The 23,112-nt window shown below is 64.3% G+C and carries 24 protein-coding genes; 6 read left to right on the top strand and 18 right to left on the bottom strand.

Annotated elements, in window-relative coordinates; all coding sequences use genetic code 11:
- Positions 1–50: 50 nt before the first annotated feature.
- The 3 genes from PO605_RS28425 to PO605_RS28415 all read left to right on the top strand — a co-directional run bounded on the left by PO605_RS28425 (position 51) and on the right by PO605_RS28415 (position 2,977).
- Complete coding sequence (locus tag PO605_RS28425; RefSeq protein ID WP_016450439.1) at positions 51–938, top strand: LysR family transcriptional regulator; 888 nt, start codon at positions 51–53, stop codon at positions 936–938.
- A gap of 105 nt (positions 939–1,043) precedes the next feature.
- Positions 1,044–1,820, top strand: a complete 777-nt coding sequence (locus PO605_RS28420) for an SDR family oxidoreductase (protein ID WP_272207225.1) — start codon at positions 1,044–1,046, stop codon at positions 1,818–1,820.
- A gap of 731 nt (positions 1,821–2,551) precedes the next feature.
- Entirely contained in the window at positions 2,552–2,977 is a 426-nt protein-coding gene (locus PO605_RS28415) for a Fur family transcriptional regulator (protein WP_047469392.1), read from the top strand.
- Positions 2,978–3,077: 100 nt separating this feature from the next.
- Here PO605_RS28415 and PO605_RS28410 read toward each other — a convergent pair whose 3' ends face one another.
- From PO605_RS28410 to PO605_RS28385, 6 genes are all read right to left on the bottom strand, one after another.
- On the bottom strand, positions 3,078–4,442 hold the full coding sequence (locus PO605_RS28410) for a DUF3526 domain-containing protein (RefSeq protein ID WP_047219545.1): 1,365 nt from the start codon (positions 4,440–4,442) through the stop codon (positions 3,078–3,080).
- A complete protein-coding gene (locus PO605_RS28405) occupies positions 4,439–5,866 on the bottom strand; it encodes an ABC transporter permease (RefSeq protein WP_016454676.1) in 1,428 nt (475 codons plus the stop codon). Before PO605_RS28405 ends, PO605_RS28410 begins: the two co-directional genes overlap by 4 nt.
- Complete coding sequence (locus PO605_RS28400; protein WP_047469386.1) at positions 5,863–6,690, bottom strand: ABC transporter ATP-binding protein; 828 nt, start codon at positions 6,688–6,690, stop codon at positions 5,863–5,865. Before PO605_RS28400 ends, PO605_RS28405 begins: the two co-directional genes overlap by 4 nt.
- Before the next feature lie 8 nt (positions 6,691–6,698).
- Positions 6,699–8,894, bottom strand: coding sequence for a TonB-dependent siderophore receptor (locus PO605_RS28395; RefSeq protein ID WP_026062429.1), 2,196 nt, complete (start codon positions 8,892–8,894; stop codon positions 6,699–6,701).
- A gap of 117 nt (positions 8,895–9,011) precedes the next feature.
- Entirely contained in the window at positions 9,012–9,365 is a 354-nt protein-coding gene (locus PO605_RS28390) for a hypothetical protein (protein ID WP_016450639.1), read from the bottom strand.
- Positions 9,366–9,496: 131 nt separating this feature from the next.
- Positions 9,497–10,111 (bottom strand): TetR/AcrR family transcriptional regulator, encoded by a 615-nt coding sequence (locus tag PO605_RS28385; RefSeq protein WP_016450638.1) that lies wholly within the window; start codon positions 10,109–10,111, stop codon positions 9,497–9,499.
- 767 nt (positions 10,112–10,878) lie between these two features.
- Between PO605_RS28385 and PO605_RS28380 the strand changes: the two genes are divergently transcribed.
- The gene (locus tag PO605_RS28380) at positions 10,879–11,157 is read left to right on the top strand and encodes an H-NS histone family protein (RefSeq protein ID WP_016450637.1); all 279 of its coding nucleotides are present in this window, start codon (positions 10,879–10,881) and stop codon (positions 11,155–11,157) included.
- A gap of 66 nt (positions 11,158–11,223) precedes the next feature.
- Here PO605_RS28380 and PO605_RS28375 read toward each other — a convergent pair whose 3' ends face one another.
- Genes PO605_RS28375 through PO605_RS28345 form a run of 7 tightly spaced genes read right to left on the bottom strand, consistent with a single transcriptional unit; the run spans position 11,224 to position 19,000 of the window.
- Positions 11,224–11,628: a RidA family protein gene (locus PO605_RS28375; RefSeq protein ID WP_016450636.1), complete on the bottom strand. Its 405-nt coding sequence runs from the start codon at positions 11,626–11,628 to the stop codon at positions 11,224–11,226.
- A gap of 4 nt (positions 11,629–11,632) precedes the next feature.
- A complete protein-coding gene (locus PO605_RS28370) occupies positions 11,633–12,085 on the bottom strand; it encodes an acyl-CoA thioesterase (protein ID WP_016450635.1) in 453 nt (150 codons plus the stop codon).
- A gap of 9 nt (positions 12,086–12,094) precedes the next feature.
- Entirely contained in the window at positions 12,095–13,735 is a 1,641-nt protein-coding gene (locus tag PO605_RS28365) for an AMP-binding protein (RefSeq protein ID WP_272207224.1), read from the bottom strand.
- Positions 13,736–13,776: 41 nt separating this feature from the next.
- The gene (locus PO605_RS28360; protein ID WP_013801799.1) at positions 13,777–14,946 is read right to left on the bottom strand and encodes an acyl-CoA dehydrogenase family protein; all 1,170 of its coding nucleotides are present in this window, start codon (positions 14,944–14,946) and stop codon (positions 13,777–13,779) included.
- Between the two features lie 2 nt (positions 14,947–14,948).
- Positions 14,949–15,806, bottom strand: a complete 858-nt coding sequence (locus tag PO605_RS28355; protein ID WP_016450632.1) for an enoyl-CoA hydratase family protein — start codon at positions 15,804–15,806, stop codon at positions 14,949–14,951.
- A 45-nt stretch (positions 15,807–15,851) separates the two neighbouring features.
- Entirely contained in the window at positions 15,852–16,655 is an 804-nt protein-coding gene (locus PO605_RS28350; protein WP_272207223.1) for an SDR family NAD(P)-dependent oxidoreductase, read from the bottom strand.
- On the bottom strand, positions 16,652–19,000 hold the full coding sequence (locus tag PO605_RS28345; protein WP_047469495.1) for a bifunctional salicylyl-CoA 5-hydroxylase/oxidoreductase: 2,349 nt from the start codon (positions 18,998–19,000) through the stop codon (positions 16,652–16,654). The genes PO605_RS28350 and PO605_RS28345 overlap by 4 nt, the downstream gene beginning before the upstream one ends.
- Positions 19,001–19,180: 180 nt before the next feature.
- On the opposite strand from PO605_RS28345, the gene PO605_RS28340 reads away from it, so the two are divergent.
- Positions 19,181–19,399 (top strand): DUF7661 family protein, encoded by a 219-nt coding sequence (locus tag PO605_RS28340; RefSeq protein ID WP_016450629.1) that lies wholly within the window; start codon positions 19,181–19,183, stop codon positions 19,397–19,399.
- 59 nt (positions 19,400–19,458) lie between these two features.
- Positions 19,459–20,205 carry a hypothetical protein gene (locus PO605_RS28335; RefSeq protein WP_016450628.1) on the top strand — a complete coding sequence of 249 codons (747 nt, stop codon included), beginning with the start codon at positions 19,459–19,461 and terminating at the stop codon, positions 20,203–20,205.
- A 19-nt stretch (positions 20,206–20,224) separates the two neighbouring features.
- Here PO605_RS28335 and PO605_RS28330 read toward each other — a convergent pair whose 3' ends face one another.
- From PO605_RS28330 to PO605_RS28310, 5 genes are all read right to left on the bottom strand, one after another.
- Positions 20,225–20,626 carry a hypothetical protein gene (locus PO605_RS28330; RefSeq protein ID WP_047469492.1) on the bottom strand — a complete coding sequence of 134 codons (402 nt, stop codon included), beginning with the start codon at positions 20,624–20,626 and terminating at the stop codon, positions 20,225–20,227.
- A gap of 171 nt (positions 20,627–20,797) precedes the next feature.
- The gene (locus PO605_RS28325) at positions 20,798–21,202 is read right to left on the bottom strand and encodes an SCO4402 family protein (protein WP_034400127.1); all 405 of its coding nucleotides are present in this window, start codon (positions 21,200–21,202) and stop codon (positions 20,798–20,800) included.
- Between the two features lie 126 nt (positions 21,203–21,328).
- A complete protein-coding gene (locus PO605_RS28320) occupies positions 21,329–21,754 on the bottom strand; it encodes a DUF6896 domain-containing protein (RefSeq protein WP_272207222.1) in 426 nt (141 codons plus the stop codon).
- 366 nt (positions 21,755–22,120) lie between these two features.
- Positions 22,121–22,438 carry a hypothetical protein gene (locus PO605_RS28315; RefSeq protein ID WP_156135985.1) on the bottom strand — a complete coding sequence of 106 codons (318 nt, stop codon included), beginning with the start codon at positions 22,436–22,438 and terminating at the stop codon, positions 22,121–22,123.
- Positions 22,435–23,112, bottom strand: a 678-nt coding sequence (locus PO605_RS28310) for a DUF6973 domain-containing protein (protein ID WP_272207221.1), incomplete at its 5' end; no start/stop codon positions are given. The genes PO605_RS28315 and PO605_RS28310, both read right to left, overlap by 4 nt.

Here is a 23,112-nt window from a genome sequence, read left to right as displayed (position 1 = left end):
GGGATATATATTTCCATTCTTCAAAATGGATTTATTCATACTGGATCGATATGGAAACCCGGCATCTGCGCTACTTTCTGGCGGTGGTGGACCAGGGCAGCGTCAGCCGCGCAGCCGACTGGCTGGGCATTGCCCAGCCCGCGCTGAGCCAGACCCTGGCCCGCATGGAGAAAGACCTGGGCGTGCAGCTGTTCCAGCGCTCGCGCCAGGGCGCCCTGCCCACGCCGGCCGCCCTGGCCATGCTGGATGACGTGCGCACCAGCGTGGCCCGCATAGATGCCGCCGCCAGCCGCGCGCGCGAGATCGCCAGGGGCAGTGCAGGCCAGCTCACCGTGGGCCTGGTGTCTTCGGCGCTGTTCGGCACCCTGCCCCGCGCCCTGCGCGCGCTGCGGCAGCAGGCGCCCGGCGTGCGCGTCATCCTGCGCGAGATGAGCAATGCCGAGCAGGCCGAGGCTCTGCAGACCGGCGCCATCGACATCGGCCTCATGCACACACCCGTGGCCGTGGGCGGGCGCATGCGCGAGCGCCAGCTGCTGCGCGAGCGTCTGGTGGCCGCCGTGCCCGACGAATTCCAGATCGGCGAGGACGGCCAGGTCAGCCTGGCGCAGATCGCCGAGGCCGGGCTGGTCATGTACCCGCAGGCCCAGCTGCCCGTGCTGCATGCCGGCATCCTCGACGCGCTGCGCAAGGCAGGCCACGAAGCCCATGTGGCGCAGGAGGCCAACCGGACCCTCACCGTGCTGGCCTGCGTGGCCGGCGGCTGCGGCGTGGCACTGCTGCCCAGCTGGATACGCTCCATGGACTTTCGCGGCGTGCGATTTTGCGAAGTGCGCGATGGCCGGTCCCTGCCCAGCCTGGACCTCAGCGCCATCTGGCCCGCACGCTCCACGCCCACGCTGGCCGACCTGTTCGCACACCTGGACCTGGGCAAAGACTGAGTGCGGCCCGCATTGGCGCCGCACCGGTGCAAGAAACGGGATGCGCCCGCGCCTGCGCCGCACTACAAACCGCTTTCCCTCATTCACGGAAAGAAAAGGTGCCAGATGCAGCCATCGTCACAGCAACTCCACGGAAAAGTCGCCCTCATCACGGGCGCCAGCTCAGGCATAGGCCGCGAAGCCGCCACGCTGTTCGCACGCCACGGCGCCAAGCTGGTGCTCACGGCCCGCCGCCAGCCGGAACTGCAGGCCCTGGTGGCGGAGATAGAGCAGGACGGCGGCCAGGCCATCGCGCTGGCCGGCGACGTGCGGGACGAGCCGCTGGCCCGGGCCCTGGTCGAAACCGCCACGGCGCGCTTTGGCGGCCTGGACATCGCCTTCAACAATGCCGGCATGACGGGCGATCCCTGCGCCCTGCCCGACCTGTCGCTGCAGGCCTGGCAGGAGGCCATCGCCACCAATCTCACCAGCGCCTTTCTGGGCGCCAAGCACCAGATACCGGCCCTGCTGGCACGCGGCGGCGGCTCGCTGATCTTCACCTCCACCTTCGTGGGCTACACGGCGGGCCTGCCCGGCATGGGCGCCTATGCCGCCAGCAAGGCCGGCCTCGTCGGCCTCACCCAGGTCATCGCGGCTGAATACGGCCCCCGCGGCCTGCGGGCCAACGCCCTGCTGCCCGGCGGCACCGACACGCCCATGGGCCGCGCCAGCACCCCCACGCCCGAGGCACGCGCCTTTGTCGAAAACCTGCACGCCCTCAAGCGCCTGGCCACACCGGCGGAGATTGCAGCGGCAGCGCTGTTCCTGGCGTCGGATGCATCCAGCTTCGTCACGGGAACGGCCATGGTGGTCGATGGCGGTGTGTCCATCCAACGGACTTGAAGCAGAGCCCCGCCAAAGCCGTCGCGGCAATGGCGGCCCGCTCGGATCTTCCGGTCGCCTGCGGCGGCTTTATCAGGGGAGTTTTGAAAGTGGCATTCCTGCCCCAATAATTCCCCTGGAAACGATGCTTGTGCCTTCGCTGTTCATTCCCGCATCGTGGCCAAGGAGCTGGCTGATGTTTTCTGACCACGCAATTCACGACGAAGCAACTGCGGCAAATGGTGCCCGGATGCTGAATCGACATGGGGTGACATGAACCATTACGGGATGGCCGCACCTTTCTTCCAGGGAATGGATGATGGACAAACGAGGTGCATTGAGGCAATCTGCTTGAATCGGTAATACACTGCCCATGCAATCCATTGCATCGCGTCTCCAGCAACTACCGTCGGATGCAGGACCTGCGCAAAATGCCGCACAACCCTTGTTTCAAGCATTCTTCAGACAATAGATCAATTACATCCCATTACAGCATTGTGGACGGCTATGGTATTTAACCTTCGCACAAGGCCCATCGAATGCTCACGACATATACTCGCGCAAAACCGCAAGAATGGAATACCTGTTGTCCGTCCGATGTGATTTTTTCTCTTTGAAGAAAAGAACCGTTGCAGGGATTGCATCCCCATGCTCGCAGGAGCTACAGGCAGGCACAGTTCCATTTCGGCTGTGAGCGTTCGTGAACACTGATTAATCGCTTCGAGATTGTTATAGTAAATAACGGAACTACCATGACTAGACACACTCAGCCCATCGTGGAGCGCTTGTTCAGGCCAATGGAACGCTCGACCCGCCAGCGCAGTTCGATACGCACGGTCATGGAAGAGGCCGGGCGCCCCCTGCTCCCCGCTGAAATCCTGGGTGCAGCGCAGCGCGAAGTGCCGGCCATCGGTCTGGCCACGGTGTACCGCAACATCAAGCAATTGATGGAAGCCGGTGAGGTGCAGGCCGTGGACCTGCCCGGCGAGGCCACGCGCTACGAACTCAGCGGCCGCGCCCATCACCACCATTTCCGCTGCATGAGCTGCAACCGCGTGTTCAACGTGCCCGGTTGCCTTGGTGACATGCAGCGCATCGTGCCCGAAGGCTTTGTGGTGGAACGCCATGAGATGACGATGTACGGCGTCTGCAGCGACTGCCACCAGAACGTGCAGTAGCGGCGGGCCCCGGGCCTCAGGCCCAGGCATCGGCAAGCCGACAGCCATGGCGCAGGCCTTCCCTGCGCCATGGCTGTTTCTTTTTCCCCGGTCCGCTGCCTCAGCGCCTGCCCGGCCGCACGCGGCCTGCGGCAACGCCCCCGGCGAGCAAGGCCAGCGCAGCCACCGCCCAGAGCATCGCCACCTGACCCCAGGTCTGCGGCGCATGGCGCGGACTGGCCGTGAAGACCGGCTGCGCTGCAAAGTCCTTCGCGCCGAATGGACGGTCCTCGAACAGATAGGGATAGAAGAAAGTCCGCAGCCGCGCATGGAAGGCGGCAATGTCGTCCTGGTAGGCCAGCTGCGCCAGCAGGTCGGTGCCGGCCTGGCGGTGCAATGCGGCCTGCACGCCCACGCCGGGCAGCAGCCAGCCCAGGCGCCCGGTCCAGGCCTGGCGCGCCTGCAGGCCTTCCCGATAGGCGGCGAACTGGGGGGCGACGCTTTCATCACCGAGCTGCTGGAAGGCGTAGTACCACTTCCAGTGAAAGCCCGCAGGCAGCGGCGCGGTGTTGCGCCATTCGGGGTGGTTGCGGAAGAAGCGCTCCATGGTCTGCTCGCGCGGCAGGTCCCAGGCACCATGCACGGTCTGGCGCTGGGCCAGCATCAGCTCCACGCCCTGGCTCACGGGCACGGCGCGCGACAGCGCGGCATTGGCCAGCGTGGGCAGCACCAGGGTCAGCACGGCCCAGCAGCCCATGAGGGCCATGGCGTTGGCCACCGAACTGCCGCCCAGCGTGGCGACCACCAGGCACAGCCCGCTCCAGAAGGCCACATAGGCCGTGGCGCTCAGCAGCACGGAGGCGATGGCGCCCGCCTGCGCCCCGCTGGCCAATGCCCCTGCCAGGGCCGGCAGCGCCAGGCATGCCAGCAACAGCACCGAACGCAGGCCCGCACGGCGCAGCCACAGCCGGCGCCCGCTGCCGGGCATGGCCTGAAGCGTGCCCAGGCGTCCCGATTCGCGCTCGCCCGAGACCAGGTCGTAGAGCAGTGCAATCAGGAACAGCGGCGCCAGGTAGACCAGCACAAAGGCGAAGTCGAAGCGGCCCGCCAGCGCCAGTTCGGGGTTGAAGCTCTCGCCTTCATGCAGCTGCGCCTGCAGCGCCAGGGCACGCACGCGCAGCACATAGGGCGCGGCATCGCGCAGGCCCAGGGCGAGGAAGGCCGTGGACGACGGTGCATCCCAGGTGCTGTGAAAGCCGTAGTAGGCCACCGAGCCCGCATCGCCGGGCTGTGCATGCCGACCTGCCTGGGCCGCCATTTCCTGCTGCTGCATTTGGGCCAGACGGTCCAGGGTCTGGCGCTGCGACGAGATCTCGCGCAGGCCCGACAGCACTGCCAGCGTGGACAGCAACAGCAGCAGGGCCAGGGCGCACAGCGCCAGGCGCGAGCGCGTCAGAAGACGCCATTCATGTCGTAGCCAGCTCATCGCACCACCCTCCCCAGACGTTGCGTGGCCACCAGCAAGGCGGCCGCCAGCGCCGCCAGCCATCCCAACAGCACGCAGGCTGCGGGTGCCGCGCGGCGCAAGGCCGCCAGCGGCGGATCGGGCTCGTGATGGAAGTCGGAGACGCCGCGCCAGTGCTCGTGGCTGATGCGGTTGTCTCGGCTGGAACGGTCACCCGCGTAGCTGAGCTTGTCCACCTGCAGCTGGTTGAGCGCCTGCACCATGCGGTAGCGATGCTGCTCGGCCTGCTCCAGAAAGCGCCGATAGCCTTGCAGGTCGGTGCCGGCCACGGCCATGGACAGGCGGCGCAGCGCAATCAAGGGGCTGACCAGGGCAAAGCCGTCGGCGCTGCGCAGTTGCCGGGCCTGCAGATCGAAGCTGGCCTCGGCATGGCGCCTGAAGAGCTCGCTGGTCAGCCGCTCGCCCTCCATGCCGACCAGGCCCTTGTAGTTGACGGGCAGATCCTCCACACGCGACACGCCGTACTGCGCAAGCACTTTGGCGCGAAAGGCGGCGAAGTAGGGATCGTCGGGATTGTGGCTGTCGCCCAGCGCCGCCAGCTCGCGCGCCGTGGCGATGTCGGTCTCGAAGCGCGTGGGCAATGCCAGGGCCGCGCCCACCAGCTCCGGCGCCAGCCGGGGCACCAGCACCACGCCAATGGCCCACGCGGCCAGCAGGGCCAGCAAGGCATCGCGCCCGCGCCGCATGAGGGCCGAGACCGCGGTGATGCCCACGGCCCACAGCAGCAGCCACAGCACATGGCCAGCCGCCAGCGCGGCCACCAGGCTGATGGGCACGGGCGTGGCCACCGCCATCCAGGCCAGGGCCAGCAAGGCGGGCAGCAGCACCAGGGCCGCCACGCCCGTCAGCGCCAGCAGCTTGCCGGCCACGAACTGCCGCATGCCCACGCCCTGGGCCAGCAGCACGCGCAAGGTGCCGGCCTCGCGCTCTCGCGCGATGCAGGCATGGCCCACGAAGATCAGCAGCAGCGGTGCCAGCACCTGCAGCACAAAGGCCGGCGTGAGCTGGCCGAAGCGCAGCAGCAGCGACGACTGGCGCACATCGCCGAAGTTGGCGCTGTTCTGGCGGTGGCCTTCGAGAAACAGCGTGTGGCCGGTGTAGGCGTCTATGCCCGCATCGAAGGCCGCCAGCGGATTGAGCGGGCGGAACACGAAATGGCCGTAGTGCACCATGCGGTGCGGATGGCGGTCGGGCTGGGCCTCGAACTCATGGTCCACCTGCGACTGGTGGCGTTCGCGCTGGGCCTGGGCCGCGCTGCGCTGGTCCCAGGCGGTGAAGGCGGCAGTAGCACCGAGCAGCAGCCACAGCACCATGCCCAGCACGGCCACGCGGTCGCGCAGCAGCAGGCGCCATTCCTCGCGTGCAATGGTCCAGGCCGTGCTCATGCCGCGGCCCCCTGCACGCCTGCGTCTGCGTCTGCGTCTGCGTGTGCGTCTGCACTCGCACTCGCACCCGAACCTGTACCCGCGTAGTGGCGGTGCAGTGCCCGCACGTCAAAGCGCTCTTCCCCACGGGCCGCCACCTCCTCCACCAGCCTGCCGCCCGCGATGAAGCCCATGCGGTCGGCCACATCGGCCGCCCCCAGCAGGTCGTGCGTGACCATGAGAATGGCCACGCCCTGGCCGCGCAGCTGCGTGATGAGCCGGCTGAATTCGGCCGTGGCCTGCGGGTCCAGGCCCGAAGTGGGTTCGTCCAGCAGCAGTGCCGGCACCTTGCGTGCCAGCGCCAGCGCAATGGCCACCTTCTGCCGCATGCCCTTGGAAAAGCCCGAGACGCGCCGGTCATGCGCGGCCGCATCCAGCCCTGCAGCGGACAAGGCCTGGCCGATGGCATCCCTGCTGGCGGGCTGGCCCGCCAGGTCCAGCAGATAGGCCACGTTCTCGCGCGCGCTCAGGTGCTCGTACAGCGCCACGTTCTCGGGGATATAGGCGATCAGGCCGCGCGCCTGCGCGGCAGCCGTCACCGGGTCCACGCCCTGCACGCGCACCTGGCCGCTGCGCGGCCGCACAAAGCCCAGGAACAGGCTCAGCGTGGTGGTCTTGCCCGCGCCGTTGGCGCCCAGCAGCGCATAGATCTCGCCGGCATGCACGGCCAGGTCCAGGCCCTGGAGGATGGTGCGCTCGCCATAGTCCACCACGGCGCCCAGCGCTTGGAGCACGGGCGTGGAGGCAGAAGTGGGGTTGGAAGAAACAGGAAGGGATGGATGCATGGCGGGGCTCAGAACTTGGCTTGAAGGCCTACGGTGACGGTGCGGGCGGTGCCCGGCGTCACCCACAGCCGGCTGTACGAGCTGGTGTAGTAGGTCTTGTCAAAGAGGTTGTCCACGTCCAGCGTCAGGCGCAGCGTGGGGCTGATGCGCCAGTAGGCCACCAGCTTGGCGGTGGTGTAGCCGGGCAGATCGAAGGCCGCCTTGCCCGCGTCGGCCTCGGCCTGCGTGCGGGCCTGGCCCAGGCGCTTGCCCACGCGGGTGACGCCGCCGCCAATGCCGTAGCGCTGGCCGTTGGAGAAGGCGTTCTCGTAGACCGCCAGCACGCTGCCGTTGACCTTGGGCACGTTGAGCAAGCGCCCGCCCACTTCCAGCGTGTTGTCGCGCGAGATCTCCACGTCGTTGAGCACCAGGCTCGCATTCAGGCGCCAACGCTGCGTGACCTGGCCGGCAAAGTCGAACTCCAGCCCCCGGCTGCGGATCTCGCCGGCCGAGACCGAGTAGCCGGCGTTGCCCGGGTCGGCCGTCAGCACGTTGCGCTTGCGGATGTCGAACAGCGCGGCCGTGGCACCCATGCGCCGGTCGGCGCTTTCCCACTTGGCGCCCAGCTCCATGGAGCGGCCGGATTCGGGACTGAAGCCCGCGCCGGCCACATCGACGCCCACGTTGGGCCGGAACGAGCGGCCCACGTTGGCATAGAAGGTCCATTGCGGCAGCGGCAGCCAGCTCAGGCCCAGGCGCGGAGAGGTCGAGGTCGGGTCCTGCTGCGTGGTCGCGCCCGTGCGGCGGTTGTGCAGCGACTGGTCATAGCGGTCCATGCGCAGGCCGGCCACCACGCGCCACTGGGGCGAGAGCTTGATGGCGTCCTGCAGGTAGAAGGCCGTGTTGCGCTGGCGCTCGAAGGTATCGGTATTGGCCGTGGGCACGGGCTGCGTGCCTCCATAGACGGGGTTGTAGATATTGATGGCATAGGGATTGGCCGCCGTGGGGTTGGCGCGCAGCATCACCGTATCCATGTCGAAGCGAAAGCTCTCCAGGCCCAGCAGCAGCTCGTGTTCGACGGTGCCCGTTTTCACCGTACCCTGCAGCTCGGCCTGCACGGCGATATCGTCGGACTGGTAGTCGCGGAAACGCCGCTGGCGCGTCAGGTCGCCATTGGCCAGCAGCGCATGGGGTTCGGTGGAAAAGCCGTTGATCGAGGTCTCGCGGTAGGACAGACCCAGGCGGCTGCGCCACTGCGCGCTCCACTCATGCGAGAGGATGAACTGGTGCGTGCGGTTTTCCACCGTCACATCGCCGTCGCGCGGGTCGCCCAGGAAGCGGCTGCGCGAGATGGCGCCCAGGCGGTCGCCCACGGCCACCACGCCACGGTCCAGCGGCGTCTTGTGGCGCAGCAGCTCGCCCGAGTACTCCAGCACCGTATCGCGCCCCAGCTTCCAGGTGAAGGCCGGCGCAATCACCTGGCGGCTGGCGCCCACGAAGTCGCGGAAGCTGTCGCGGTCCTCCACGGCGATGTTGAGCCGGTAGGCAAAGTTCTCGCCAATCGGTCCCGTGCTGTCGAGCGCGCCGCGCCGCAGCCCGTAGCTGCCCGCATAGGCTTCCACGGAATGCGAAGGCGTCCACAGCGGACGCTTGGAGACGACGTTCAGCGTGCCGCCCGGCTCGCTGCTGCCATAGAGCGCAGCGGCCGTGCCCTTGAGGAACTCGATGCGCTCCACGCCGGCCAGATCACGCGGCGCGTTGAAGCCGCGCCCCGAGGAAAAGCCGTTGAACAAGGTGGCCATGCCCACGTTCTGATCGCCGGGCAGGCCGCGAATGACGATGTTGTCCCACAGGCCGCCAAAGTTGTTCTGGCGCGAGACGCCGCCCACATAGTCCAGCACATCGTCGAGCTTGGTGGCTCCCAGGTCGTCCATGGCCTGGCGCGTGATCACGCGCACCGACTGCGGCAGCTCGCGCAGCGGCAGGTCGGTCTTGGCGCCTGCCGCCTCATCGGTGTGATAGGCGCCCGAGGCCGTGCGGCCCACGACTTCCACGGCAGGCAGCAGGGTCTGCTCCTGGGGCGACGGCGCTGACGGCACGGATGCCGCAGGTTGTTCCTGGCCCTGGGCCAGCACGGGCGTGGAGAAGAAAGCGGCAGCGCTCAGAGCAAGCGGCAGCGGGCGAAGGCCGGGGAGCGGCTTCGCGAGGATGGAGAAGGCAGTCATGATGAAAACGGGCACGGGCGCATGCCGCCGGCATCAGAAGCCGGCGCGCGCAAACACGGACATGCCGCCAGCACCAACGGGTGCCGGCGGCAGAGAAGGAGAAAAGTGCTTGCGGATTCAGCGCGGCGGGTCGCGCGATGCAAAGGCCCAGCGGTTCTGCGAGGGGATAGCGCCGCCCACGGTGCGCGGCGGCACCCTCTCAGGCGGTGCGGCCACGGCCAGCGGCAGGCCGAAGTGCGGCAGCCAGGCCGCCGCATGCGGTGCATGGCCCATGCACCAGACGCAGACGGCTTCCGCGGCTTCCGCCTTTTCACCGGCCGGCGCCTTGTCCTCGCAGCCGTTCAGGCCGGCAAACGCCTGGCCGGGCGCTGCCGCCGCCTGCCGGATATGCGTTGCGCCGTGCAGGGGCATGCCAATGGCCGTGTTGAAGAACACGGCCAGCAATAGCAGGCGCAAAACAAGCAGGCGCATAAGACGGCGATCTTACTATTGACAATTCAATATCGTTAACTATCCGCCGGCATTTTCAGCACGGGCCCGGAGACAGCGCGGCAATATGGCACAGGCATGTGACAGCCGACTGGCGATTTCCCGCATTGTGCCTATTGATCTGCGGGCCCCACGCCCCGGAAGAACATGTCGCAGATCTGGTCCGCCACCTTCTCCAGCGAGCCCTTGCGGGGGTTGAACCAGGACTGTATGGAGTTGATGCTGCCCAGGATCATGATGCGCGCCAGGTGGATGTCGGCATCGGCCCGCAGGCGGCCTTCGGCGCGCAGGTCTTCGAGCAGGCCGCTCCAGAATTTCTGGTGGCGCTCGCGGCGCTTGATCTGGCGTTCGCGCACCTTGTCGGGCAACTGGCCCAGCAGGCGGCCGTGGGCCAGGGCGAAGTCCCCATGCTTGATCAGGCCCGCCATCTGGCCCAGCACGGCTGCGCGGAAACGCTGCTCGGCCGTGGCGTCGGCGCCCAGCGCGGCAAGGCGCTCCTGCTGCTGGCTGATGATGCGGTTGCCGCCCTGCTCCATGACCTCGTCCACCAGTTCCTCCTTGGAGGCGAAGTGGTAGTAGATGCTGGCGGCCTCTATCCCGGACTGCTCGGCAATGTTGCGCATGGTGGTGGCAGAGTAGCCCTGCTCACCGAAGGTGCGGGCGGCCAGCTTGAGAAGGGTCTCGCGGGTCTCGTTGCCGTCGTGGGCGCTGGTCTGCCTTCTTGCCATGTCTGCCAGGGTGTGGATCGTTGTAGTGCGGCGATGCTAACAGGCTGTTGGTGGCACGCCAATCAAGCGTTCGGTACGCGCCCGCTGCCTGGCGGGCATGGCCGGGCCGCGAAACTGCGCCTGAAGAATCAGCCCCAAAGGCATTCCCGGGACTGCAATGGCCTGGCAATCAACGGCTCATGCATTTTCCGCGATATCGGCGGAAGATATTTCAAACCACGGCCAGGAATTCAATCCTCGCAATACAAAAAATCTATCCAGCCAATCGACAAGACAAATGAAACAACGCGTGTTAATCGCAAGATTAAATAGCAGAATCGAATCACATGTAATTTATTTTATAAATCGATAAATAAAATCGATTGATGAAACAAAATCAGCACCCGCAACCGGTTCTGAAATGGGAACTTGTACGATCACCTCGTCGCGGCTGCCCTGCAAAAGCATGCCAGCACGCCCTCTCCAGAGGAGGAAGCGCCAACCACAATGCTCTGCAAATGTAACAAAGACGCAACAGCTTTTGTAAAGTGGCGGTTATCAAGATGTTGCTGGATATAATGCGGATCGCCTCGGAATATGCCCAGGCATGAGAAGAAGCTGTCTACACCCCATAGAACGCTCACATCATCAGTATTTATACTTACGGTGATATCTTCATCCCCCACTGCACATGCACCAACCTTGACCATTGCGTAAAGAGTTCCGGGTCGTTGTTCTTGCTGCGCAGTTTTCGACAAATAGCCGCACTTAGAAATTCTTCTATCAAGATGACTACATACCAAGAGCTGATTGCCCAGAAAAAACTGCTCGACCAGCAAATCGACGAGGCCCGCAAGCTGGAGTCCAAAGCGGCTCTGGCATCGGTGCAGGAACTGGTCCGGGAGTTTGGCTTTACGGCACAGCAGGTCTTCCCCTGGAAGCCCGATGGCAAGAAGAGCGCCCCCGCCAAGTACCAGGACCCCGAGTCCGGCAAGACCTGGACCGGCCGCGGCAAGCCGCCGAACTGGATCCTGGGCAAGGACCGCACCCTGTTCGAAATCAAGTGAGTCCCTGCCGCGCATGGGCCCGCCCGCACGGCGGCGCACATGCGCGGGCACATGCTCAGAGGTGCGTCATGCAGGCACCACCGCCGTGACCTCGATCTCCACCTTGGCCCGGTCTTCCACCAGATCCGCCACCTCCACCGCCGTCATGGCGGGGAAATGCCGCCCGATCAGTTCGCGGTAGTGCTTTCCAATGGCCGGATAGGCCGCCACGTATTCCTGCTTGTCGGTCACATACCAGGTCATGCGCACGATGTGCTCGGGCCTGGCGCCGCCTTCGGCGAGGATGGCGACGATATTGGCCAGCGCCTGCCGCACCTGTCCGGCAAAGTCGTCCGTCTCGAATTGCTGCTGGCCGTTCCAGCCAATCTGCCCGCCGACAAACACCAGCCGGGAGCCGACCGTCATTTCGGTTAGGATGCCATTGGCATAGCCTCGTGGCGCCAGCCAGTCCGGGGGTTGCAGAGTCTTCATTGCTTCATCCTGTTCTCGTTGAATCCGTAAAACCGTCCTGCGGCACCAGATAGGCCTGCAGGCGCTCGCGCAGATCGGCCGGCAGTGGCGTGGCCTTCATGCTGCGCAAATCCATGGTGACGATGGTCATGCGCGCAGACAGCCGTCGCTGGCCGTCCGGCCCCTCGAAACGCACATCGAACTGGAACGACGCCCCGCCGATGCGGCGCACCTCCAATACCTGGCGCAGCGTGTCGTGCCAGCGGCTGGGCGCCGTGAAATCGCATTGCACCGACACCGTGGGCGTGCCCACCTGGCGCTGTACATGCAGGGTGTGGAATGGCAGGCCCATTCCCCTGTCGAACCATTCCTCCACCAGGTCGTTGACCATTTCGAAATAGCGCGGGTAAAAGACGATGCCGGCCGGATCGCAATGGCGAAACAGCACCTGCACCTGGCTGACGAAGGCGGAGGCCATGGCGCGCGCTCACGGCATCTTGCGCAGCACGAAGCGCTGCAGCTTGCCGGTCTCGGTGCGCGGCAGGGCCGGCACGAAGACAATGGCGCGCGGGTACTTGTAGGGCGCAATGCTGGCCTTGACGAAGGCCTGCAGCGTGGCGGCCATGTCGTCGCCGGCCGCAAAGCCGGGCTTGAGCACCACAAAGGCCTTGACCACCTGGCCGCGCTCGTCGTCTGCCGCGCCTATCACGCCGCATTCGGCCACGGCCTCGTGGCGCAGCAGTGCGTCCTCCACCTCGGGGCCGGCGATGTTGTAGCCGGCCGAGATGATCATGTCGTCATTGCGCGCCTGGTAGAACAGATAGCCGTCGGCATCACGCACAAAGGTGTCGCCGGGCAGGTTCCAGCCGTTTTGCACAAAGCGCTTCTGGCGCTCGTCGGCAAGATACCGGCAGCCGGTCGGCCCCTTGATGGCCAGGCGGCCGGGCGTGCCGTCGGGCACGGGCTGCATGTCGTCGTCCACCACCTGGGCCACATAGCCGGGCACGACCTTGCCGATGGCGCCCGCACGCACCTCCTCGGGCGGGCTGGACACGAAGACGTGGATGAGCTCGGTGCCGCCGATGCCGTCGATCATCTCGATGCCCGTGGCCTGCTTCCACAGCTGGCGCGTGGCGTCCGGCAGGGCCTCGCCGGCCGAGACACTTTTCCTGAGTGACGACAGGTCGAAGCGCGCTGCCTGCGCCGCCATCTGCCGGTAGAAGGTGGGTGCGGTGAAGACGATGGTGGCGCGGAAATCCTGCACCAGCTGCAGCAGCCCTTCGGGCGTGAGCTTTTCGGCCAGCACGGTGCTGGCGCCCACGCGCAGCGGAAAGCACAGCAGCCCGCCCAGGCCAAAGGTGAAGGCCAGTGGCGGCGTGCCGCAGAAGATGTCGTCCGGACCCGGCCGGATCACATGGCGCGGAAACAGGTCGCACATGGCCAGCACGTCGCGGTGGAAATGCATGCAGCCCTTGGGCGCGCCCGTGGTGCCGCTGGTGAAGGCGATGAGGCAGACATCGTCGGCCGCCGTGTCGCAGCAGGCAAAGGTGTCGGGCTTGGCTGCGGCCAGGGCGTCCAGCGCGTCGGCTGCGCCATCGTTGAAATACAGCACGCGCGAAAGGTCCGGGCAATGGTGTTCATGGCCGGGCTGCAGGCACAGCTGCACCTCGTCCTTGAGGCGCACATCGCACAGCACGGCCTGCACCCGGGCCTTGGCGATGATCTGCTGCAGCTCCTTGGCACGCAGCAGCGGCATGGTGGGCACCGTCACCAGCCCGGCCTTGATGGCGGCCAGCCAGGAAGCGGCCATCATGGCGTTGTTGGGGCCGCGCAGCAGCAGCCGGTTGCCGGGCACCAGCTGCAGGTCTTCCACCAGCACATGGGCGATGCGGTTGGTCAGCGCCTGCAGTTCGGCATAGGTCATGGCGGCCTGGTCGGCGCCCTGCCTCCAGCGCAGGGCCACGCGGTCGCCATGGCCGCGCGCCACCATGGCATCGACCAGTTCGGCCGCGCAGTTCAGGCGTTCGGGATAGGCCACGTCCGGGCCGTCGAGCAGGAACTCGGGCCATTGGTCGGGCGGCGGCAGGTTGTCCCGGGCGAAAGTATCGATGTGGGCGGAGGCTTGCATGCGATGTTCCCTGGCTTTGCGTTGAATGGGCAGCCTGCCGCTCAGGCCTTGAGCAGCTCGCGCGCGATGATGAGTTTCTGCACCTCGGTCGCGCCCTCGTAGATGCGCAGCGCGCGGATCTCGCGGTACAGCGTCTCCACCGGCATGCCCGAGACCACGCCCGCCCCACCGAACATCTGCAGCGCGCGGTCGATCACGGCCTGGGCCGATTCAGTGGCCGTCATCTTGGCCATGGCCGCCTCGCGCGTGGTGCGCGTCTTCTTCACATCGCGCATCCAGGCGGCCCGGTAGGTCAGCAGGGCCGATGCGTCGATGGCCGTGTCCATGTCGCCCAGCGCGGCCTGGGTCAGTTGCAGGTCGCCCAGGGTCTGCCCGAACATGCGGCGTGACTTGGCGCGTGCCAGGCCTTCGTCCAGCGCGCGGCGCGCAAAGCCCAGTGCGGCGGCGGCCACCGAGGCGCGGAAGATGTCCAGCGTCATCATGGCCAGCTTGAAGCCCTGCCCCGGCTCGCCCAGGCGCTGCGACACGGGTATGCGGCAGTTGTCGAAACGGATGGTGGCCAGCGGGTGCGGCGCGATCAGCTCGATGCGCTCGCCAATGGAGAAACCCGGCGTGTCCGCATCGACCACGAAGGCGCTGATGCCGCGCGCCCCCGGCGCCTCGCCCGTGCGGGCGAACACGCAGTAGAAGTCGGCAATGCCGCCGTTGGAGATCCAGGTCTTGGCACCGTTGAGCACATAGTGGTCGCCTTCGAGCCGCGCCTCGCAGGCCATGGCGGCCACGTCGGAGCCGGCATCGGGCTCGGACAGCGCAAACGCCGCAATGGCCTCGCCACGCGCCACGCGTGGCAGGTAGCGCTGGCGCAGCGCGTCCGACCCCATGAGCGATATCGCACCGCTGCCCAGCCCCTGCATGGCAAAGGCGAAGTCGGCCAGGCCTTCATGGCGGGCCAGGGTCTCGCGCAGGATGCAGACCGCACGCGAGTCCACCTCGGGCAAGGCCCCGCCCCAGGCGCCGCCGGGGCCGGACGGCACGGCATAGCGCAGCCAGCCGGCCTGGCCCAGGGCCTTCACCAGTTGGCGGCAGGCTGCATCGGCATCGTGGTGGTCCACATCGCCCAGGGATTGGGCGCACCAGGCATCGGCCTCATGCGCCAGCGTGCGGTGGGCGTCATCGAAGAAAGGCCAGTCCAGCCAGGAGGAATCACGCATTTTCAGTTTCCTTCGAAGACGGGCTTTTGCTTGGCCACGAAGGCCTCGTAGGCGCGGTGGAAGTCGCGCGTCTGCATGCAGATGGCCTGGGCCTCGGCTTCGGCCTCGATGGCCTCGTCCACACCCATGTTCCATTCCTGGTGCAGCAGCTTCTTGGTCACGCCATGGGCAAAGGTGGGGCCGGCGGCCAGCTGGGCGGCCAGCGCATGGGCGGCTTCGCCGATCTGCTCGGGGCTGTGCAATGCATTGAAGAAGCCCCAGGCAGCGCCCTCCTCGGCCGTCATGGCGCGGCCCGTGTACAGCAGCTCGGAGGCGCGGCCCTGGCCGATCATGCGCGGCAGCAGCGTGCAGGCGCCCATGTCGGCACCGGCCAGGCCTACGCGGGTGAAGAGAAACGCCGTGCGCGCGGCCGGCGTGCCCAGGCGCATGTCGGCCGCCAGCGCGACCATGGCGCCCGCGCCCGCGCAGATGCCGTCCACGGCCGCCACGATGGGCTGCGGGCAGGCGCGCATGGCCTTGATCAGGTCGCCCGTCATGCGCGTGAAGTCCAGCAGCTCGGGCATGCTCATCTTGGTGAGCGGGCCGATGATCTCGTGCACATCGCCGCCTGAGCAGAAATTGCCGCCCGCGCCCGTGACCACCACGGCCTTGATGTCGGTGGCATAGACCAGGGCGCGGAACAGGTCGCGCAGCTCGGCGTAGGAGCCGAAGGTCAGCGGGTTCTTGCGCTCGGGCCGGTTCAGGGTGATGGTGCCGATCTTGCCGTCGGCCGATACCTGCCACACAAAGGTCCTGGCCTCGTAGCCGGCCAGGGGGCGCTTGTGGTGCTTCATGCTGTGTTCTTCGGGCTGGGTGCTCATGGTGTCTCCATCAAGAATTCAGAAAACGGGGGGAGTGGACCGGGTTCAGCCGGTCATCACCTCGCCGCCATCGACGGCAATGGACTGGCCGTTGACCGAGGCCGATGCCGGCAGGGCCAGCCAGGCCACGGTCTCGGCCACTTCCTCGGGCTGGACCAGGCGGCCCTGCGGGTTGCGTTCGGCCAGCCTGGCGCGGGCCTCATCCGCCGTCATGCCGGTCTTGTCCACGATGTTGGCCACGGCGCCGCGCACGATGTCGGTCTCGGTATAGCCGGGGCAGACCGCGTTCACCGTCACGCCCTTGCCCGCCGTCTCCAGCGCCAGCGAGCGCGTGAGGCCGATCACGCCATGCTTGGCCGCGCAATAGGCGCTGACATAGGCATAGCCGATCAGCCCTGCCGTGCTGGCCACATTGATGATGCGGCCCCAGCGCGCAGCCAGCATGCCCGGCAGCGCGGCCTGCATGCAGTGGAAGGTGCCCGTGAGGTTGACGGCCAGCATCGCCTGCCACAGTGCGGCGTCGGTGCGCTCGAACTTCTGGCTGCTGGCCTGGCCCGCGTTGTTGACCAGGACCTGCACGGGGCCGAAGGCCGCCTCGGCCTGCGCGAAGGCCTGGCGCACCGAGGCCTCGTCGGCAATATCCGCCTGCACGGACTGCACCATCTGTGCTGTCTGGGCCGCGCCGCCCAGCTCGCGCACGGCAGCCTCCAGCGCCGCACCATCGCGTCCCAGCAGCGTGACCCGCGCGCCGCGCGCCAGCAGCGCCCGCGCGCAGGCCAGGCCTATGCCGCGCGCCCCGCCCGTCACCAGGGCATGGCGCCCTTCCAGGGGTCGTGAATTTGGGGTCATTTGAGATCCAACTGCGCCATGGCGGCGGCGCGTTCGAAGTTGGTTTCCAACTGGCGCTTGCCGGGCTGGTACTGGTTCGGCCAGTCCACATCGTGGGCGCCCAGGCGTGCGGCCTCGCGCAGCGTCCAGGCGGCATCGGCCAGGTGCGGACGCGCCAGCGCGCACAGGTCGGCCCGGCCCGAGGCGATGATGGCGTTGGCATGGTCGGCCTCGAAGATGGCGCCCACGGCAATGGTCGGTATGCCGGCCTCGTTGCGAACACGGTCAGCAAACGGCGTCTGGTACATGCGGCCGTACACCGGCTTCTGGTCGGGGCTGACCTGGCCCGAGGAGCAATCGATCATGTCGGCGCCCGCCGCCTTGAAGCGGCGTGCGATCTCCACCGCATCGTCGGGCGTGATGCCGCCCTCCACCCAGTCATGGGCCGAGATGCGCACCGACATGGGCCGGTCCTGCGGCCAGGCTGCGCGCACCGCCTCGAACACCTCCAGCGGAAAGCGCAGGCGGTTGTCCAGGCTGCCGCCATATTCGTCATCGCGCCGGTTGGTCAGCGGCGAGATGAAGCTGGACAGCAGATAGCCGTGGGCGCAGTGCAGCTCCAGCCAGTCAAAGCCCGCTGCCGCGGCGCGCCGCGTGGCGGCCACGAAGTCCTCGCGCACGCGATCCATGTCGGCGCGGGTCATGGCGGCGGGCACTTGCGAGAGTCCCTCGATATAGGGCAGGGCCGATGCCGACAGCAGCGGCCAGTTGCCCTGCTCCAGCGGATGGTCGATCTGCTGCCAGCCCAGTTGGGTGGAACCCTTGCGGCCCGCATGCCCCAGCTGCATACCAATGTGCGCCCCGCCCTGCGCGTGCACAAAATCAACGATGCGCCCAAAGGCCTGCGCCTGCTCGTCGTTCCACAGCCCGGGGCAGCCGGGCGTGATGCGCGCGTCGGGCGAGGTGCAGGTCATCTCCACCATCACCAGGCCCGCGCCGCCCATGGCGCGCGCGCCCAGGTGCACCAGGTGGAAGTCGCCAGGCACGCCGTCGGTGCAGGAATACATGGCCATGGGCGAGACCACGATGCGGTTCTTCAGCCGCAGGCCGCGCGCCTGGTAGGGCGTGAGCATGGGCATGGGCGGGCGGCGGCCTTCGGGCACGGTCTCGCCCGCATGCTCGGCAATCCAGCGCTCGAAGCCCTGCAGCCAGGCGGCATCGCGCAGGCGCAGGTTCTCGTGCGAGATGCGCTGCGAGCGCGTCAGCAGCGAATAGGCGAACTGCTCCGGCTCCAGGCCCGCATAGCGCTCCACGTTCTCGAACCATTCCGTGGAATTGCGCGCCGCGTTCTGGATCTTGAGCACCTCCACGCTGCGCACCTCCTCGTAGTGGCGCAGGCCGGCCTCGATGCCCCCCGCAGACCGCAGGCTGCGCGCCAGCTCGATCGCATCCTCCAGCGCCAGCTTGGTGCCCGAGCCAATCGAGAAATGCGCCGTGTGCGCCGCATCGCCCATCAGCACCACGGGCACGCTGCGCGGGCCGCGCAGCGTGTCCAGCGCATTCCAGTGCACCCAGGTATTGCAGATCACGCGCGGAAAGCGGATCCAGATGGCCGAGCCGCGCAGGTGCGTGGCATTGCTGACCAGGGCATGGCCGTCCAGCCAGGGGGCGAACAGTTTTTCGCAATAGGCAATGCCCTCTTCCTGGCTCATCTGCTCTATGCCGGCGGCCTGCCAGGTCTCCTCGGGCGTCTCCACGATGAAGGTGGACATGCCGTCTTCATAGCGGTAGGCATGGGCCTGGAACCAGCCGTGCTCGGTCTGCACGAAGGCGAAGGTGAAGGCATCGAACACCTTGGTCGTGCCCAGCCACACGAAGCGGCAGCGGCGCTGGTCGATATCGGGCCGAAAGGTATCGGCATAGCGCGTGCGCACCTGGCTGTTGATGCCGTCCGAGGCGATGACCAGGTCTGCGTCGTACTCGCGCGCCATCGCCTGGTCGTCCTGCACGAAGTTCTCGAACACCAGCTTCACGCCCACGTCCTCGCAGCGCGCCTGCAGGATGTTGAGCAGCTTCTTGCGGCCTATGCCGATGAAGCCATGGCCGCTGCTGCGCAGGCTTCGGCCCTTGAAGTGGATGTCGATATCGTCCCAGTGGTTGAAGGCGTCACCAATGGTGCGGGCCGACACCGGATCGGCCTCGCGCAGGTTGTCCATGGTGGCGTCCGAGAACACCACGCCCCAGCCAAAGGTGTCGTAGGGCCGGTTGCGCTCCACCACCGTGACCTCGTTGGCGGGGTCCTGCAGCTTCATCAGCAGGCCGAAGTACAGGCCGGCGGGACCTCCACCGATACAGACGATCTTCATACCGCAAACCCTTTTCTCGCAGGGCGGCAGGCGCCCCAGGTTCAGCAACAGTGCCCAATCACTTTAGGCCTGAATAGTTTAGGTTTGAAATATATGGACAAACCGCCACCACGGACATGGGGAGAACACGGATATGCCACCGGCTCCCGTTACGATGCCCGCTCACCAGGAGACACCCGCTTGGAAAAATACCGCTTCAATGTCTTTGGCCGCATCATCGCCATCGAACGGGCAGACGCCCACTGGCGCTGCTTCAACGTGGGCGCGGACGGCAAGCGTGCCCCTGCCCTGCTGGCCATCCCCGCCGACGTGACCCACGCCGAACTGGCCCAGTACCTGTACGACATCTATCACGAGAGCGCAGCCGCATCGGACCAGGACATCTTCGAGATCACCTGACACCCGGCCCGCAGCGCCCCCCGCATTCCCAACCCCCTCTATCCGCCAAGGAGCCCCTCTTGTCCCAGCCAACCGAAGTCCGCGAACTGAAGCCGGGCCTCACCCCCTTCCCCGCCGCCGCCGACATCTTTGTGGCCGACCAGCCCTGGCTGGCAGAGCACCTGCTGCCGTTGATCTCCATCGACCTGGGCCTGGTGCGGCCCGAACTGGCCGGCACCGTGGTCCACATGCTGTGCCCCGTCGAGCCCTTCGAGGGCTGCATAGGCGATGAGACCGAAGCCCACCACAACGCCTTCACCGCCCCCAACTGGTTTGCGCTGGAACTGACGCCCGACAACCGCTACCGCTTCCTGGGCAACGAAGGCTTCTTCCAGCGCGCGCCGCAGCATGGCGGCCAGTTCACCAAGGACGCCTACGCCTGCGAGCACACCGACGAAATGCTGGCCAGCCACGCCAAGGCCAGTGCCTACTACGCCCAGCATGGCCGACTGGCCAGCTACTCGCGCTACGGCAAGGGCGAGCCCGTGGAGCAGGACTACCTGGACAGCCTGGGCGGCGGCATCTGGTACGGCAACTGGACCAGCCACCCGCCCATTCCCCCGGCCTTCCAGCTGGACGAGGCGGAGAACGCCGGCATGGGCGATGAACTGGAAGACGACGGCATCCGCATCACGCGCGACGGCAAGCCCTTCTTCCACGTGGCCAACGTGGCCGGCTACAACTGGTGCGCCACGGGCGCGGACAGCATCCTGCTGTTCTACGAGCCGGAAAGCCGCACGGCGCTGTTCACCTTCGACTGGACCTGAGCCGGCCGAGCAGCGCCGCTCAGACGCGGCCCTGCTCGGGCGTGACGATCAGATGCGCCAGCAGCGGCCGGATGCGATCGTCCTGGTAGTAGCCGCCGTACTCCGTGTAGCGCAGAAAGGCGGCATTGCAATGGTGGCAGCGCCAGAGCGTGCAGCGGTTGTACGGGTGCCAGCCCAGGGCGATGGGAGCATCCGGCGACCACTGGTTCGTGCCCTGTGGGTGATATTCATCGAGCAGTTCCCGCGTCTCCGGCGTGTCCAGCGCACCAACCTGCTGCAGATGCGAAGTCTTGTCCGCACCCGACAAGGACTCCCAGCCCGGCCTCCACAGCACAGCGCAGTCCGCGCATCGCTGCTGCTCGGCCGCCGCCGCTGCGAAGGCTCTCAATTCGGGTTCGGGAAGGGGGGTTGAAGTTGTCATGGAACGGTGCCTTGGTTTTTATGGATTGTCTGGCAGGTTTTGGGGGCGGGCTACCAGTGGAAAACATCTTGTTGTTCCACGAACCTGGCAACGCTACGGTACTCTTTACCATCGACTGGACATCACGATCAGCCATGGTCTTTCCCCGGCTAGTCGTCTGGCATGCCCGTGTCAATCCAGCGGCTCGGGGCAGCCAGCGGCGTTGCTCCCCTCCAGACAATCGAACGCCCTTTCGGCACAGGCCTCCACTCTCGTCCATTCGCCAACTTGCATGTAGAAGCTTTCCGGCATGTCCGTGCCGTACGCCTCAAAGACGGCATTGATGGCATCCACCAACTGCCCCATCAGTGATGCCTCCTGCCCATCGAGAAGAATTTCACCGATCGCCATACGAGCATCACTGCCAAGATCCGTATCGTCAAAAATGAAATGTATGGCCAAATCAAGATGGTCGTATTGAACGTCTGCAGGAAAGTCCTGATTCACCCAGGCTTTCATCTGATACTTCAAATCCTTGAGTTTCCTCAAATATCCGAGCAATTCCATTCTCATTTCAGGATATTTCAAGCGAGGCATCTCAATATCTTCCTATCCTGTTACCCGCCGATTGTGAGTAGCCCTGGAGCTTGTTATGCATTTTATAAAATCAATAAGATTTTATCCCCTTTATTAACTAGATTAACAATTAAATTAATGACAGCATTAAGATGAAAGTAACTTATAATACCCCGTCGGCAGCACCTTCACGATCTCTCCTGTAGATTCCAAATAAATCAAGGCTGATTTAATTGCATCATCAGCATATTGGTTTTTGAAATTAAATCCAATCGATTCAAAATAGAAGAATAATCTATTTGCGCTAAAAAAATCTCCATTCGACAGGAAATAATCATTTATATCAATAACCGCACCTTCATGAGAGAACTCATAACCACATCCATGCTTTTTAAATTCCCACTTATTCATCTCCTCATTAAAAACAAATCCGCTGCGAGGAAGAAATTCTATATTTGATAGCTTCACAAGATCACTATGGGTTCTCATGAAAGAAAGATGTAGAATCTCCTGTTTTTCTACATATTTTTTTATGCCAAAAGCAATATTTTTGATAAGGGAATAATCTACCACAATCAATACCTTGTTCTATTTGAACGAGCAACGGCGGCGTCTTAAGCGTGCCCCCAGCAGCCGCATCGCCTTGTGGATGCCCTGCGGGTTGTATTACTGCAGCGCATTGCTCCAGGGATACAGCTTGGCTGGCCCTCGCCGGTCCGTCAGGGCTATTGGTGTGCCCGAGTGGCCGCAATGGCAGTGGTAGTGGTGGATAGCGCTGTTACCGGCCTGCTGAAATGTTATAGATCGACGTGCACACCCACCTTTGCATAGGTGCAATATCAAAAGTCTCGCTTAACTGCATGAGTGCATTAGCCAAGAAAAATCTATGCCACTTGGCACTAGTCTTTATCCCACGGAATATTAAATCATGGTAATATTTTATTTACCAAAACACCCATATTTACCCATCGAATTATTTATCACCATTTCTTCACCAGAAGAAATTATTTCTTTATTTTTTATAAAGAAATAAGTAAAAATTCCGTCATCCATTGATTCTTTATATTTCATATTATCTTTTATATTATTTGAATATTTCTTCAAATCCTCAATAATAAATAATTTGGGCGCATATGGCGGAAATATGCAAACAAAATCGTAATCTCTATTTATATAATAACTAAAATCATCTTTTTTAAAGAAATACCAACTCAATATTATTGAAATAATAATAATTGCTGTTAATTTAATTTTCATGGAATTTGCCAATCTTGGCTTGTGGTGAGCGCGCCAGAATCTTTATCTATAAACCATAGACTGCCATCATCAAGACTATCTTGGCATTTATTTTCACAGTCATTTTTTGTTTTTGAAGATAGCGAGCAATTTCTGCCTTTTTGATTGTTGTGCAAATCCATTATTTCCTCCTTTTTTGCTTGACCTGCTTTTGTTCCATACTCCTCGTGAGTATCGCCAACAGATTTCGCCTGGTCTACCCCCATCCTTAAGCTCATAATGCAAGACCAATAACAATGACGGAATGCATCGCCCTTTCCATTGTGCAACTCATTTCTTGGAAATTTTCTCTGAGCTGTAGACAGGGCATCTTTATTATCAGATCTTGTACTAAGAGCATCCCATGGCCCGATATTCCATATATGACTCATCTCTTCCATCAAACCTAGTGGATCTATGCCTTTGTTTGGATTTTTGACATAAATATTCTTATTGACCCCACCTGCCAACCCAATCGGATCCTGATTCACATAACTCCCCACCACCGGATCGTAATACCGATGCCGGTTGTAATACAGCCCCGTTTCCCTGTCATGGTGCTGCCCCGGCAGCCGGATCGCCTGGTGGATGCCTTGCGGGTTGTACTCCTGCAGCACATTGCCCCAGGGGTCCAGCTTGGCCGCCCAGGCGACTAG

This window comes from Delftia sp. DT-2, from assembly GCF_028401915.1.
Lineage (GTDB): Bacteria > Pseudomonadota > Gammaproteobacteria > Burkholderiales > Burkholderiaceae_C > Comamonas > Comamonas tsuruhatensis.
Note: the sequence above shows the minus strand (reverse complement) of the source record. Positions and strands in the feature narration are given on the sequence as shown.